Here is a 15,041-nt window from a genome sequence, read left to right as displayed (position 1 = left end):
GACAATGAGTGTGCAATTAGGCATTAACCCCCTGACGTGGACTAACGACGATCTGCCTTCCCTTGGTGCCGAAACGCCGCTGAAGACCTGTCTGAGCGAGGGGAAAGAGGCCGGTTTTGCCGGTTTCGAACTGGGCAACAAATTCCCGCGTGAAGCGCGCCTGCTTGGCCCTATTTTGCAGCGCCACGATCTGCAACTGGTCTCTGGCTGGTACTCCGGCCGACTGCTGGAGCGCAGCGTGGAAGAGGAGATTGCCGCCGTGCAGTCCCACCTGACGCTGCTGCGTGAGCTGGGGGCAAAGGTGCTGGTATTTGCGGAGGTGAGCGGCTGCATTCACGGCGAGCAGCAGACGCCGGTGCATTTGCGCCCGCGCTTCCCGCAGGCACGCTGGAAAGAGTATGGTGAGAAGCTCACGGAATTTGCCCGCTACACTCAGCAGCAGGGGGTGCAGATTGCCTATCACCACCATATGGGGACGGTGATTGAGTCTGCTGACGACGTGGACAACCTGATGACCCATACCGGCGAAGAGGTCGGGTTGCTGCTGGACACCGGTCACCTGACCTTTGCCGGGGCCGATCCGCTGACGGTGGCGCAGCGCTGGGCGTCGCGCATCAATCACGTTCACTGCAAAGACGTGCGTGCCGACGTGCTGGCGGATGTCAAAAACCGCAAAACCAGCTTCCTCGATGCGGTGCTGAGCGGTGTATTTACCGTGCCGGGCGACGGCTGCGTGGATTATCCGCCGATCATGCAACTGCTGAAAGCGCAGGATTATCACGGCTGGCTGGTGGTGGAGGCGGAGCAGGATCCGGCGATTGCCCATCCGCTGACCTATGCCCGTCTGGGGTATAACAACCTGAGCCGTCTGGCGCGCGACGCCGGGCTTATCTGAGGAGGTGACATGTCACGTCTGCTATCACGCTGGCAACAGCCGAACGCTGAAGGGCGGACCCAGTCCGTCACGCCGGAACGCGCCGGGTGGGGATATGTTGGCTTTGAGGCCTATGAGTTGCAGGAGGGGCATCAGTTGACGCTGCCCGCCGTCAGCGAAGAGCGCTGTCTGGTGTTGGTGGCCGGGCGCGCCTCCATCAGCACGCCTTCCGCGCAGTTTAACGATATTGGCGAGCGGATGAGCCCGTTCGAGCGCATCAAGCCGTGGGCGGTGTACGTTACCCCGCAGGAGACGGTGCAAGTGAAGGCGCTCACGAAGCTGGAACTGGCGGTTTGTGCCGCTCCGGGTAAAGGTAGCTGGCCGACGCGGCTGATTGCACCGCAGGATATCGACGCTGAAGCGCGCGGCAAAGGCCATAACCAGCGCTATGTGCACAACATTCTGCCGGAAGACAAACCGGCTGACAGCCTGCTGGTGGTGGAGGTCTGGACCAACGAAGGCTGCACCAGCTCGTACCCGAGCCATAAGCACGACACGGATAATCCGCCCCAGGAGACGTATCTGGAGGAGACCTATTACCATCGCCTCAACCCGGAGCAGGGGTTCTGTATGCAGCGGGTCTACACTGACGACAGAACGCTGGATGAATGCATGGCGGTCTACAACCGTGACGTGGTGATGGTGCCGAAGGGCTACCACCCGGTGGCAACCCTGGCGGGGTATGACAGCTACTACCTCAACGTGATGGCCGGGCCGGTGCGCAAATGGATGTTCACGTGGGAAGAGGACCACGCGTGGATTAACCGGGATTACCCCGCAGAGAGTGGGGGCTGAAGCGGCCTTTCTTGTCGGGTGGCGCTGCGCTGACCCGACCTACGAAACCGTAGGCTCGCACAAGCACAGCGCCGCTGGTCGAACTGTCTTCAGTGCATCTGCCTCGCCTGCTCAATCGTGCGGGCAATGGCTTCCGGCTGGCTCACCATCGACACGTGGCTTGCCGCGACCTCGGTGGTGTTCGCGTGGATGGCCTTCGCCATCGCGCGTTCAAGCTCAGGATTGATCATCCGGTCGTTCTTGCTTACCACATACCAGCTCGGCTTCGCGTGCCACGCCGCGCGAGTGACTTTTTCGCCAAACGCATCGCCCTTTATTGGCCCCTGTGTGGCGGCGATGATCTGTTGTTCACCCGGTTTCACATCCGGTGCGAAGTCCTTACTGACCGACGCAGGCGGCAGGTATAAAAAGCCGTCCGCGGTTTTCGCGATACCCGCGCTCCCCGGTGGCGCCGGGTAGCTATTCGCCAGCTCTGCCGTTGACTGACCGGCGTCCGGCGCGAACGCCGCCACATACACCAGTGATTTCACCCGCGCATCGTTGCCGGCCTCGCTAATCACGGTGCCGCCCCAGGAGTGACCTACCAGTACCACGTCCCCGTGTGCACGAGCGATGGCGCGCCGGGTGGCTGCTACGTCATCTTTTAGTGAGGTCAGCGGCAGCTGGACGGCTATGACTTCGGTGTGGCGTTTCTGCAAAAGGGAAATCACCTTGTTCCAGCTGCTGCCGTCGGCAAAGGCGCCATGCACCAGCACCACGCTGGTTTCACTCTGCGCAAAGGCGCTGGCCGACATCGCCAGCAGACCCGCCGTCAGTATCGATAATGTTTTCATCTTCAGGCTCCTCAGAAATGGTGGACCGGCGCATGCGGCGGCACGGTGAATTCAAGGGTTTTATGGTCGAGAGGCTTATGCGTCGGGTCGGCCAGGATAATGGTCACCTTGTGTTTTCCGGCGGGCAGTCCCACCAGAATCACCGGCTCACCGCTGGTGTCCGCCCAGTGCCAGGGTGCGTCATCCACCACAACGTGAATATGGCCGATGCGCGGAGTGACTTTCAGCGCATCGGGTCCAAAGACAGGTTCTATGCGCAGGTTTTCAACACGGTACTGAATAAAGACAGCACCCTTACTCAGCGGGCCTGCCAGCGGCGGATCGACAATCAGCCTGGCGGGCGGCTGGGGCTGCTCAAGCGGGGCAACGGCAGCCGGACCGTTGACGTCGGCGGCGCTGAGGCCGCTCAGGGGCGCGGCGCAGACGGAAGACGTCAGCGCGAGTAAAGGTAGCAACAGATGCTGGCGAATCATTTTGGTCTCTCCTCGTGGGGTCATGTCACGAGAGACAGCAGACCATTTTTATGTATCGCGTCTGTTTGCTGATGCGGGATTTTTGTATCGATGCGTAAGCCAGATGGGGGAGATACAGTGCGATACAATTCCCCCGGGCATGACGAGAAGTTTGCTGGCATGGTGTTTTCAGGCGCATCCATCGGATGCGGAGACTTCCCGGAGAAAACATCATGAATAGTGAAAAAGTTGCGTTGATTTTCGGCGGCGCACGTGGAATTGGTGCGGCTATAGCGGCACGACTGGCGAAGGAAGGATATCGCGTTGCCGTGACATGGGTATCACGTCCGGACCGGGCTAATGCGCTGGTCTCATCCATTACTGATGCGGGCGGGGTGGCGCTGGCGATTAACGCTGATAGCGCAGATGCAAGTGCAATTCAGGCTGCGGTTGATGCCACGATCAACCATTACGGCAGGCTGGATGTTGCCGTAGTGAACGCAGGCGTACTGCGGCTGGGTATGCTTGAGGATTATTCAGTGGACGATCTGGATGCCACGCTGTCGGTGAACGTGCGCGGCGTTTTCCTCTCTGTGCAGGCGGCAGTTAAACGAATGAGGGAAGGGGGAAGGGTGATCACCATTGGCAGCAATACCGCTGTGCGAACCGGGCATGCGGGTAGTAGCGTTTATGCGATGAGTAAAGCTGCGGTGGCAGCCATGGTGCAAAACCTGGCGCTGGATCTGGCTCCGAAGCGGATCACAATTAACAATATCCAGCCCGGCCCCATCGCCACGGATATGACGGCCGGAATGGCGGAGCAGATCACTGCACATATCCCTTTAAAACGCATTGGGCAGCCTGAGGAGATCGCATCACTTGCCGCATGGCTTGCTGGAGAAGAGTCTGGATATATGACAGGCGCGAGCCTGACGATTGACGGTGGATTCGTGCTTTAACTGCCAGGGGGCAGGGAAGCCCGACATTCTGACTAGCGCACGGGTGCGTCGACCACCAGACCCGTTTGCTGCGACTGGAGTTTGTCCTGATGGTGATACCAGGCACCAATGGAGGAATAAACGAAGCGGCCAAAGAAAAACAGGAAGCTGATAAGCAATATGATGCGGGTCATTCGAGTGTTAAATCGATGTCGTTTTCGCATACGTGTGGCCTGACTCACTGTGTTTTTCCTGGACATACCCTTTTGGGCGACGCGGATATTAAGGCACAGCGGGAAGGGTGGGTCAATTCTGCGATGTGTAAATAACCGTCAACATATACATTAACCGATGTTATTAAAAATAATAATTGCATTTACGATATTGATAACACGAGGAAAATTAACCGGAAAAAAACAGAAGAAAGGAAATTTTGAATTAAATAGTTTGATTTAAGTCAACGGATTCCCCGCAGTGGTATTTAAAATCCCTCCTCCATACTGTTTGCCCCGGGTGTTAGCGGGCAGCACGTACGTCAGGTCGGATGCCTGTCTTCATTTTCCCTCAGGAGAAAGGGGTTTAACCGGGCATCTATGAACACTATCGCTTTCCTGAAACAGAATAAAGACCGCTGGTGGGCGCTGCCGCTTATTTTACCGGTGGTGTTGCTGCCCGTGCTGAGCGCGGCCAATACCCTGACGCAACTGGGCGACGGCATTGTGGCACTCTATTATCTGCCGCTCTTTTTCCTGCTCACCTTAATGCTGTTTTTCGGCGTTGGGGCGATTCCCGGAATAGTGCTGTCGCTGTTTATTCGCTATTACCCGCAAGTTGGGCTGTTTGAAACCGTTGCCGGGATCTTCCATTTTATTATTCCCTTAGTGCTGAGTTGGGGCGGTTATCGCGTCTTTGCCCCCAGACGCAATATGACGGCTTACGGCGATATACGGCTGATGGCGCAGCGCATTTTCTGGCAGGTGTTATGTCCGGCAACGCTGTTTCTGGTGCTGTTTCAGTTTGCGGTTTATCTGGGCGTGTATGAGAGTCGCCAGAGCCTGGCGGGGCTGAACCCGCTTAATATTCACACGCTGATCAACTATCAGGCGCTGCTGGTCAGCGGCTTAACGGGCGTACCGCTGAGTTACCTGATAATCCGTCTGATTCGCCATCCGCGTTACTTCAGGGCATTGATTTCTCAGAGTCGCGCGCAGATCGATAAAAAGGTGACGTTCATCGAGTTTCTGGTCTGGTTGATCATACTGGGCGGGCTGCTGCTGTTGCTGCTGATACCAATGAATGAGAACAGCTCTATCTTCACCACTAACTACACGCTGTCGCTCCTGATGCCGGTGATGCTCTGGGGCGCGATGCGCTTTGGTTACAGGCTGACATCCCTCATCTGGACGCCGGTCCTGCTGGTCTCAATTCACTATTTTTACCGTTATATCCCTGTGAATCAGGGCTACGACATTCAACTGGCGATCACCTCTTCCAGCTACCTGGTCTTCTCGTTTGTGGTGGTCTATATGTCGATGCTGTCGACCCGCCAGCGTGCCGTGAATAAGCGCTCCCGCAGGCTGGCGCTCCTCGACCCGGTTGTCCATATGCCTAACCTGCGGGCGTTGTTACGCGATCTGGCCCGGAACCCGTGGTCGGCGCTCTGTTTACTGCGTATTCCTGAACTGGAAGTGCTGGGCCGAAATTATGGCGTGCTGCTGCGAATTTTGTACAAACAGCAGCTGGCACAGTGGGTTAATGGCACACTCCAGCCCAATGAGCGGGTGTATCACCTTACCGGGTATGATCTGGCGGTGCGACTCAACGCGGAATCGCACCAGCAGCGAATCGAGACGCTGGATGAGCATATCAAACAGTTCCGTTTTATCTGGGATGGCATGCCGCTACAGCCGCAGGTGGGCATGAGTTACTGCTATGTACGCTCACCCGTGAACCATCTCTATCTGGTGCTGGGGGAGTTAGGGGTTATTGCCGATCTGTCGCTCTCAACCAACCACCCGGAAAACCTTCAGCAGCGTGGTGCTGTCCATCTGCAGCGCAGCCTGAAGGATAAAATCGCGATGATGAGCCGCCTGCAAAAGGCGCTCGACAACAACGAATTCACCCTGCTGGCGCAGCCCGTTCGCGGCCTGCGTGGCGATCGCTATCATGAAGTGCTGCTGCGGATGCCGGATGCGGACGGCGTGTTACTTACTCCCGATCGGTTCCTGCCCGTCGCTCAGGAGTTTGGCCTGTCGTCGCGGGTCGATTTGTGGGTGCTGGAGCGCACGCTGCGTTTCCTGGCCGAACACCGTGACAGGCTGCCCGGCCAGCGCTTTGCCATTAATCTTGCGCCCTCAACCGTTTGTCGGGTGCAGTTCCCGCTGGAGGTGAGCCGTCTGCTGAATAAATACGCCGTGGAGGCGTGGCAGTTGATCTTCGAGGTGACCGAGTGCAGTACCTTCGGCAGCGCGGAGCAGGCGATGCATACCCTCCGGCAGCTACAAAAAATGGGCGTACGCATTGCGATAGATGATTTTGGTACCGGCTATGCAAGCTATGCGCGGCTGAAAAGCGTGGACGCAGACATCCTCAAGATTGACGGCAGCTTTATTCGCAATATCGTCAGCAACAGCCTGGATTACCAGATTGTGGCCTCTATTTGCCATTTAGCGCGAATGAAAAAGATGCTGGTGGTTGCGGAATATGTGGAGACCGAAGAGATACGTAGCGCGGTTCACGCGCTCGGTATCGACTATGTGCAGGGCTATCTGATAGGTCGGCCGGAGGCGCTTGAGTCACTGCTGGAGGCAGAGGCGTCCGTAGCGGACGCCTGAGCCGTTACGCCGCGACGTCGGCGCTCTCTTCTTCGATTTTGAGCAGCCAGCCGGTGACCGCTTCCCAGTACTGCTGCTCTTTTTCCAGATCCAGCAGAACCAGCGCATTCTGGCTAAACCAGTCGTGCGGGAAGCTCAGCGTCCAGTGATGGTCATCCGTTTTGAGTTTCAGCGTGGGCGGCGTGGTAGTGGCCTGACGCTGGTTATTCAGCAGCACGCCCAGACGCAGCAGCTGAATCATCGGCAGGAACTGCTTTTTCTTGAACAGCGTGAAGCGCGGCAGATCGTCGAGCTTAATGGCTTTGCGATGATAGCGCACCAGCGTCGCCATCATGGTTTGCTGCTCCTGGTTGAAGCCCGGCAAATCGCTGTTTTGCAGAATGTAGGCGGAATGACGGTGCATGCCGCTGTGGTTGATGTTCAGGCCCACTTCGTGCAGCATCGCGGCCCATTTCAGCAGGGCGGCAAGCTGCGGATGGGCAAGCTTCGGATTCTGCTCCTGCCACTGATCGTACATCTGAACGGTCGTTTCCAGCACCCGCTTCGCCTGTTCGCGGTCGATGTTGTACTGGTTTGCCAGGCTTTGCGCGGTGCGGCTGCGAATATCCTGATGGCGGAAGCGGCCTTCCATCTCATACAGCACGCCTTCACGCAGCGCGCCGTCAGAGAGACGAAGCTCCTTAATAGCCAGCGCATCGAATACGCCGCACAGGATAGCCAGCCCCGGTACAAACACCGCTTTACGCTCGTCGGAAAGACCCGGCAGGCTTAACGCATCGAAACTTTTATGTTTCAGCACCTCTTCGGTCAGCAACGTCAGGCGTTCGGGGGTGATAAAACCGTCTTTTTCACCCATCGCCAGCAGCACTTCATGGGCCGCTTTGATGGTGCCCGAGGCCCCCAGCGCGACGTTCCAGCCCTGGATACGGTACTGCCAGGCCAGATTTTCCAGCTTCTGAACGGCGGCCATGCGCGCCCGCTGGAAGTTTTCCCGCGAGATCGCACCGCCCGGGAAATACATCTGCGCAAAGCTGACGCAGCCCATACGGCGGCTTTCCACCAGACGCGGTTCAAAGTCTTCACCAATGACCAGCTCTGTGGAGCCGCCGCCGATATCAATCACCAGCTTGCGGCCTTTTTCCGGCTGCGTGTGCTCAACGCCCATAAAAATCAGACGCGCCTCTTCGTTACCGGAGATGATCTCAATGGGGTAGGGGATCACTTTTTCCGCACGCTTGAGGAATTCAGGGGCATTCAGCGCCTGGCGCAGGGTATGCGTTCCCACAATGCAGACGCTGGAGGGTGAGAAGCCCTGCAGGCGTTCGGCAAACAGCGACAGGCAGTTCAGGCCGCGCTCCATCGCCTCTTCGCTGAGCATGCTGCGTTCATCAAGACCATCTGCCAGGTGTACGCGCTGCTTCAGACGACCGATGATCTGCAGCGCGCCATCCACCTCACGGGCGATGACCATGTGGAAACTGTTAGAACCAAGGTCGACCGCGGCGAATTCCTGTGGTCGTGGGGTCTTATCATTTATCGGCATAGGTTAATCGGGTTGCTCGAGTGATTTGATATAGTCGTAAATCGCCAGTTGCGACCGCACTTTGCGGCGGTTGCCGCGCGGTACATAGCGGTTACTGAGTTCTTTGTCGATATAGCGCGCTTTCACCGTGTCGCTAAACAGAATCTCGATAATGTCGAGAATACGCTGTTTCAGGCGCGGATCCAGCAGTGGCGCTGCGACTTCAATTCGATAATCAATATTGCGCGTCATCCAGTCTGCCGAAGAGAGATAGACCTGTTTATCTCCCGCATTATCGAAAATATAGACCCGATCGTGCTCCAGGTAGCGGTCGACAATGCTGATGACGCGAATATTATCGCTGATGCCTTCCAGTTCCGGGATGAGGGAGCACATGCCGCGGATCAGCAGGTTAACCGGAACGCCGGAGCTGGACGCCGCATAGAGTCTGTCCACGAGACCTTTGTCGACCAGATTGTTGAGCTTCAGCGTGATGCCGGACGACAAGCCTTTCTGGGCGTTGGCAATTTCTTTGTCGATCATATCGTACAGCAGGCGGCGCGAGTTCTGCGGTGACACCAGCAGATAATCGAAGCTCACCGGGCGGTACGGGTTCTCAATAAAGTTGAACACCCGACGCACCTCGTTGGTGATGCGCGCGTCGGCGGTCAGCAACGAGTAGTCGGTATAAATTCGTGCGGTTTTCTCGTTAAAGTTCCCGGTACCGATGTGGGCATAGCGCACCACGTCGTCACCCTCTTTACGGGAGATAAGGAACAGCTTGGCGTGAATTTTCAGCCCCGGGGCAGAGAAGATAACGTGTACACCCGCTTCCGTCAGACGGCGCGCCCAGTGGATATTGGCCTCTTCGTCGAAACGTGCCTGCAGCTCAACCACCACGGTCACTTTTTTGCCGTTGTGCGCGGCGTGGATCATCGCGTCGATGATGCGGGAGTCTTTCGCCACGCGGTAAATATTGATTTTGATTGCCAGCACGCTCGGGTCAAAGGAGGCCTGACGCAGCAGCTCCAGCACGTGTTCAAACGTGTGATACGGATAGTAGAGCAGGACGTCGCGTTCGCGGATGGCATCGAAACCGTTACGGAACTTATCGAACCAGAGATGACGCAGGCGCGGCAGCGGTTTATTCACCAGATTGGCTTTGCCGACGTTCGGGAAGCCAATAAAGTCTTTAAAGTTATGGTAACGACCGCCCGGCACGATGGAGTCATAGCGCGAGATAGTCAGCTTGTCGCGCAGCATTTCCACCATCGCGTCTGGCATATCACGCTGATAGACAAAGCGCACCGGTTCGGCCGTCAGACGCTGCTTGAGGCTGGAGGACATCAGCTCCATCAGGCTGGCTTCCATCTCGTGCACCAGGTCATATTCGGCGTCACGGGTCATCTTCATCGAGTAGGCGTTTAACGCGTCGTAATCGAAGAAGCCTTTGAAGATATCGTCCAGACAGTAGCGCAGGATGTTATCCAGCAGGATCATCGGTTTGCGTCTGCGCGGGGTTTCCGGCGGCAGGTTCACAAAACGTGGCACCTTGTCGGACGGGATCTCCAGCAGCGCGTAACGGATGGATTCACCGCGAATAATTTCCACCGCCAGGTAGGTGTAGTCATCTTTCAGGAACTGCACCAGATCGGTTTCGCGGTTGATCAGAATAGGGGTGATGTGCTGGCGCAGATACTGTTTAAAGTAGTGGCGCAGCCAGTTTTGTTGGTTAACGGAGAGCTGACGTTCGTTAATCAGGAAGATTTGATTGCGTGCCATCTCCAGCAGCAATTCGTTATAGAGGCCGTCAAATTCCTGATCGGCTTTCAACACGCGGGACTGAATTTTGCCTAACAGATGGCGAGAGTGAGAGTTTAAGCCCTGCTCTTCGCTGATGATGATCCGCCGTTTCAGCTCGGCAAAGCGAACCTTGTAGAACTCATCAAGGTTGTTGGAATAAATGCCCAAAAAACGCATGCGCTCAATAAGCGGGTTGCTTTTGTCCGCCGCTTCCTGGAGTACGCGTTCGTTGAATGCTAACCAGCTTAGCTCTTTCTCGATATATAACTTTTCCTGACCCATTACAGCTCACACTCCAGTTCAATCACAGGACGTGGTAAATCCGTCTCGTCCTTATTATGGCGAGCATTTCCACGATATGTCCAACAGTGCCAGAAAAGTATGACAGTTATTTTTTTGTTGGAGATTTTAGAAGGTTGGAGAAGGGAATATCGGGTAATGCGCTTTGTTGGTCGGGTAAGCGCTGCTGCGCCACCCGACAGAACAGACTACTCTTCGGCCGCGTAACCCTGCGGGGGCAGTTTCATGCCATCCAGCCAGGCAGCCCCGTCGCGCATCGCCAGACGCCCGTCGACAAACCAGCTGACCACCAGTGGATAAATGGCATGTTCCTGGCTCTGCACCCGTTCGGTGATGTCGTCTTCGGTGTCGCCGTCAAAGACCGGGACTTTCGCCTGCAGGATCACCGGTCCGCCGTCCAGCTCATCGGTCACGAAATGCACCGAGGTCCCGTGCTCTTCATCGCCGTTTTCCAGCACCTGACGATGGGTGTGCAGGCCGGGATATTTCGGCAGAAGCGAAGGGTGGATATTCATCAGACGCCCGGCGTAGTGCCCGACAAACGCCGGGCTCAGGATACGCATATACCCCGCCAGCACCACAACGTCCGGCGCGTAGGCATCAATCTCCTGAACCAGCTCGCGGTCAAATGCTTCACGGCCAGCGAACTGACTGGCCTCCAGCGCGTGCGCGGGAATGTTTGCTTCCCGGGCGCGCTCAAGGCCGAACGCGTCGGCCTTGTTGCTGAATACTGCCCGAATGGTGCCATTGATTTTCTTCTGTTTGCAGGCGTCAATGATGGCCTGCAAATTGCTTCCGTTGCCGGAAATGAGCACCACGATGTTTTTCATTCAATGACCACACGCTGTTCGGAATCGGAAGCTTTGATAATACCGATTTTCCACGCGTTTTCACCTTTGTCCGTCAGCAGCTTAACGGCTTTATCCGCTTCGCTCGCTGGCAGGGCGATCACCATACCTACGCCACAGTTAAAGGTGCGGTACATTTCGTGAGAACTCACGTTGCCCGCGGTTTGCAGCCAGTTAAAGACCGCTGGCCACTGCCAGGACGATTCGTCGATTACCGCCTGGGTGTTGTCCGGCAGTACGCGCGGAATGTTTTCCCAGAAGCCGCCACCGGTCAGGTGGGCAATGGCGTGAACGTCAACGTTCTCAATCAGCTCCAGCACGTTTTTCACGTAGATGCGGGTCGGTGCCAGCAGATGGTCAGCCAGAGGTTTACCTTCAAGTTCGGTGGTTTGTGGGTCGCAACCGCTTACTTCGAGGATTTTACGCACCAGCGAGTAGCCGTTAGAGTGCGGGCCGCTGGAGGCCAGCGCAATCAGCACATCACCATCAGCCACTTTACTGCCGTCGATAATTTCTGATTTTTCTACCACACCCACGCAGAAGCCTGCGACGTCATAATCTTCGCCGTGATACATGCCTGGCATTTCTGCGGTTTCACCGCCAACCAGCGCGCAGCCAGACTGCAGACAGCCTTCGGCAATACCGTTGATCACGCTGGCTGCGGTATCCACATCCAGTTTGCCTGTCGCGTAGTAGTCGAGGAAGAACAGCGGCTCAGCGCCCTGTACCACCAGGTCGTTTACACACATCGCGACCAGATCGATACCGATCGTGTCGTGACGTTTTAAATCCATCGCCAGGCGCAGTTTTGTGCCTACACCGTCAGTACCCGAGACCAGAACAGGTTCACGATATTTTTGCGGCAGCGCGCACAGTGCGCCGAAGCCACCCAGACCACCCATCACTTCCGGGCGGCGGGTTTTTTTCACCACACCTTTGATTCGGTCAACCAGCGCATTACCTGCGTCAATATCAACACCGGCATCTTTGTAGCTGAGAGAAGTTTTGTTGGTCACGGCTCAAGTCCCCACGCGATTGCATAGCTAGTAAGAAAAATCGGCGCAATTCTAACAGTCCAGGCAAACGTTTGCGAGCCTATTCTCGGCGCGAGGATCTTTTTTTCTGCTCCGCCCCCGGCGGCGCGCAAACTTGACTCCGTTCACGAAAATGAAACCGGTTTCGGCGATCTGCTTGCATGCGGTTTAGGGAATGAACATCATGAAATGAAACCGGTTTCAGTTTCATTTAGGAGGAATGAAGGCCATGAACATCGCCGCATTTGATATCGGTGGCACCGCGTTAAAAATGGGCATTGCGACAGCGCAGGGAGAGCTACTGCAAACGGATAAGGCCGCCATCAGGAACAGCGACGGTGACGCCATTCTTGCGCAGATGCTGAACTGGGTAACGGCCCATCCCGGGCTTAAGGGGATCGCCATCAGCGCGCCGGGGTATGTTAATCCGCATACCGGCTTTATTGAGATGGGCGGGGCCATTCGCCGCTTCGACCAGTTCGCAATGAAAGGCTGGCTTGAGGCGAAAACGGGTTTACCGGTCACCGTCGAGAATGACGCTAACTGCGTGCTGCTGGCGGAGCGCTGGCAGGGCAAGGCGAAGGATATTGATAACTTTCTGGTACTGACCATCGGCACCGGGATCGGCGGGGCAATTTTCTGCAACGGCAGGCTGGTTCACGGGGCGCGTTTTCGCGCCGGAGAGTTCGGCTACATGCTCACGGAAAGGGCAGACTCAAGACGTGTTGCCCGCCACTCCATGAATGAAAACTGCACGTTACGCACGCTTCGCAAGCGCTATGCCGATTTTCATGGTCTGACGCTTGAGAGCGTCACCGGCGAGGCCATTTTTGATGGCTATGACGCAGGCGACACCGTATGCCGCCGCCTGGTGGATGATTTTCTTAACGGCATTGCGACAGGGCTCTACAACCTGGCGAATGTGTTCGACCCGCAGACCATCTTCATTGGCGGCGGTATCGCGGAGCGGCCCGGGTTTATGGATCTGCTTCGCACCCATCTTGCGTGGTTTGGCATCGCGGATATCGCCGATGTCGTCAGCCACGGCAACCGGGCCGGTCTTGTCGGCGCGGTTTACCACTTCAGACAGCAGTATCCGTCAGCAATCAGCAACATCGAATGAGGGAAAGAGTATGTCAGGATTTAAAGAAGGTTTTCTGTGGGGCGGCGCGGTGGCCGCGCACCAGCTGGAAGGTGGCTGGAAAGAGGGCGGTAAAGGCGTAAGCGTCGCCGATGTTATGACCGCTGGCGCCCACGGCGTGCCGCGTGAAATCACCGACGGCGTGCTGCCAGGAAAAAACTACCCGAACCACGAAGCCATCGATTTTTACCATCGCTATAAAGAAGACATCAAACTCTTTGCGGAGATGGGGTTCAAATGCTTCCGTACCTCCATTGCCTGGACGCGTATTTTCCCGAAAGGGGATGAGCTGGAGCCGAACGAAGCGGGCCTTCAATTCTACGATGACCTGTTCGATGAGTGCCTCAAATACGGCATCGAACCGGTTATCACCCTGTCGCATTTTGAGATGCCGTATCATCTGGTCACCGAGTACGGCGGCTGGCGCAACCGTAAGCTGATCGACTTCTTTGTCCGCTTCGCAAAAGCGGTCTTCCAGCGCTATCAGCATAAGGTGAAGTACTGGATGACCTTTAACGAGATCAACAACCAGGCTAACTTCCACGAAGATTTTGCGCCGTTTACCAACTCCGGGCTGAAGTATGCGCCGGGTGAAGACCGTGAGCCGGTGATGTTCCAGGCCGCGCACTATGAACTGGTGGCCAGCGCGCTGGCGGTAAAAGCCGGGCGCGAGATTAATCCTTCCCTGCAGATCGGCTGCATGATTGCCATGTGCCCCATTTATCCGCTGACTTGTGCGCCTGACGATATCATGATGGCGATGAACGCAATGCATCGTCGCTACTGGTTCACCGACGTTCACGTGCGTGGCAAGTATCCGCAGCATCTGCTTAACTACTTTGCGCGTCGTGGTTTCACGCTGGACATTACCGAAGAAGACAAAGCGGCGCTGACGCAGGGCTGCGTGGATTACATCGGCTTTAGCTATTACATGTCCTTTGCCACCAAAGCGACGGCGGATAACCCGGAACTGGATTACGATGAAAGCAAGAGCCTGGTCTCCAACCCGTACGTGCAGAAATCTGACTGGGGTTGGCAGATTGACCCGGTTGGCCTGCGCTACTCCCTGAACTGGTTCTGGGATCACTACCAGCTGCCGCTGTTCATCGTTGAGAACGGCTTCGGCGCGATTGACGTGCAGGAGAGCGACGGCACGGTGAACGACCAGTACCGCATTGATTATCTCTCGGCGCACATCCGCGAGATGAAAAAAGCGGTGGTGGAAGATGGCGTGGATCTGATGGGCTACACCCCGTGGGGCTGTATCGATCTCGTTTCTGCCGGCACCGGCGAGATGAAGAAACGCTACGGGTTTATCTTTGTTGATAAAGACAACGAAGGGAACGGCACGCTGAACCGCAGCAAGAAAAAGTCGTTTGACTGGTATAAGCAGGTGATTGCGAGCAACGGCGATAACCTGTAATTGTCGGGTGGCGCTTACGCTTACCCGACCTACACTACACGTAGGCCCGCGTAAGCGCAGCGCCACCGGGCAGAATCCCGCACCCAAGCCGGAGTCTCGCCTCCGGTTTTTTTGTCTCTAAATCACTTTGCTTGATATACGTCAAGCAAGATGGGTATGGCCTAATCCGAAAAAAGCGGTATAA

The 15,041-nt window shown here is 56.3% G+C and carries 13 protein-coding genes; 6 read left to right on the top strand and 7 right to left on the bottom strand.

Translation table 11 applies throughout. The annotated features are described in order from the left end of the window. Window positions 1–4 precede the first annotated feature (4 nt). Both iolE and iolB read left to right on the top strand, forming a co-directional pair. Window positions 5–895, top strand: coding sequence for a myo-inosose-2 dehydratase (gene iolE, locus ECL_RS18905; protein WP_013098251.1), 891 nt, complete (start codon window positions 5–7; stop codon window positions 893–895). Window positions 896–904: 9 nt separating this feature from the next. Further along, window positions 905–1,729: a 5-deoxy-glucuronate isomerase gene (gene iolB / locus ECL_RS18900; RefSeq protein ID WP_013098250.1), complete on the top strand. Its 825-nt coding sequence runs from the start codon at window positions 905–907 to the stop codon at window positions 1,727–1,729. An 89-nt stretch (window positions 1,730–1,818) separates the two neighbouring features. Here iolB and ECL_RS18895 read toward each other — a convergent pair whose 3' ends face one another. Together ECL_RS18895 and ECL_RS18890 are read right to left on the bottom strand one after the other, a co-directional pair. Then, window positions 1,819–2,562: an alpha/beta fold hydrolase gene (locus ECL_RS18895; protein ID WP_013098249.1), complete on the bottom strand. Its 744-nt coding sequence runs from the start codon at window positions 2,560–2,562 to the stop codon at window positions 1,819–1,821. Between the two features lie 11 nt (window positions 2,563–2,573). Beyond that, the gene (locus tag ECL_RS18890; protein ID WP_013098248.1) at window positions 2,574–3,035 is read right to left on the bottom strand and encodes a DUF6130 family protein; all 462 of its coding nucleotides are present in this window, start codon (window positions 3,033–3,035) and stop codon (window positions 2,574–2,576) included. 212 nt (window positions 3,036–3,247) lie between these two features. Between ECL_RS18890 and ECL_RS18885 the strand changes: the two genes are divergently transcribed. Then, entirely contained in the window at window positions 3,248–3,973 is a 726-nt protein-coding gene (locus tag ECL_RS18885; protein ID WP_013098247.1) for an SDR family oxidoreductase, read from the top strand. A 32-nt stretch (window positions 3,974–4,005) separates the two neighbouring features. Here ECL_RS18885 and ECL_RS18880 read toward each other — a convergent pair whose 3' ends face one another. Next, window positions 4,006–4,194 (bottom strand): YfgG family protein, encoded by a 189-nt coding sequence (locus ECL_RS18880; RefSeq protein WP_086528036.1) that lies wholly within the window; start codon window positions 4,192–4,194, stop codon window positions 4,006–4,008. Window positions 4,195–4,545: 351 nt separating this feature from the next. Here ECL_RS18880 and ECL_RS18875 point away from each other — a divergent pair, with 351 nt between their 5' ends. Next, window positions 4,546–6,786, top strand: coding sequence for an EAL domain-containing protein (locus ECL_RS18875; protein WP_013098245.1), 2,241 nt, complete (start codon window positions 4,546–4,548; stop codon window positions 6,784–6,786). Window positions 6,787–6,790: 4 nt separating this feature from the next. Here ECL_RS18875 and ppx read toward each other — a convergent pair whose 3' ends face one another. The 4 genes from ppx to purM all read right to left on the bottom strand — a co-directional run bounded on the left by ppx (window position 6,791) and on the right by purM (window position 12,275). Next, on the bottom strand, window positions 6,791–8,329 hold the full coding sequence (gene ppx, locus ECL_RS18870) for an exopolyphosphatase (protein ID WP_044157876.1): 1,539 nt from the start codon (window positions 8,327–8,329) through the stop codon (window positions 6,791–6,793). 3 nt (window positions 8,330–8,332) lie between these two features. Beyond that, window positions 8,333–10,393, bottom strand: a complete 2,061-nt coding sequence (gene ppk1 / locus ECL_RS18865) for a polyphosphate kinase 1 (RefSeq protein ID WP_013098243.1) — start codon at window positions 10,391–10,393, stop codon at window positions 8,333–8,335. Window positions 10,394–10,599: 206 nt separating this feature from the next. Continuing rightward, window positions 10,600–11,241: a phosphoribosylglycinamide formyltransferase gene (gene purN, locus ECL_RS18860; RefSeq protein WP_013098242.1), complete on the bottom strand. Its 642-nt coding sequence runs from the start codon at window positions 11,239–11,241 to the stop codon at window positions 10,600–10,602. Further along, window positions 11,238–12,275 carry a phosphoribosylformylglycinamidine cyclo-ligase gene (gene purM / locus ECL_RS18855; RefSeq protein WP_013098241.1) on the bottom strand — a complete coding sequence of 346 codons (1,038 nt, stop codon included), beginning with the start codon at window positions 12,273–12,275 and terminating at the stop codon, window positions 11,238–11,240. Before purM ends, purN begins: the two co-directional genes overlap by 4 nt. 247 nt (window positions 12,276–12,522) lie before the next feature. Between purM and bglK the strand changes: the two genes are divergently transcribed. Then, complete coding sequence (gene bglK / locus ECL_RS18850; RefSeq protein WP_013098240.1) at window positions 12,523–13,416, top strand: beta-glucoside kinase BglK; 894 nt, start codon at window positions 12,523–12,525, stop codon at window positions 13,414–13,416. Window positions 13,417–13,426: 10 nt separating this feature from the next. Then, window positions 13,427–14,857 carry a 6-phospho-beta-glucosidase gene (locus ECL_RS18845; RefSeq protein WP_013098239.1) on the top strand — a complete coding sequence of 477 codons (1,431 nt, stop codon included), beginning with the start codon at window positions 13,427–13,429 and terminating at the stop codon, window positions 14,855–14,857. Window positions 14,858–15,041: the final 184 nt, after the last annotated feature.

It is taken from the genome of Enterobacter cloacae subsp. cloacae ATCC 13047, from assembly GCF_000025565.1.
Taxonomy (GTDB): Bacteria; Pseudomonadota; Gammaproteobacteria; order Enterobacterales; family Enterobacteriaceae; genus Enterobacter; species Enterobacter cloacae.
Note: the sequence above shows the minus strand (reverse complement) of the source record. Positions and strands in the feature narration are given on the sequence as shown.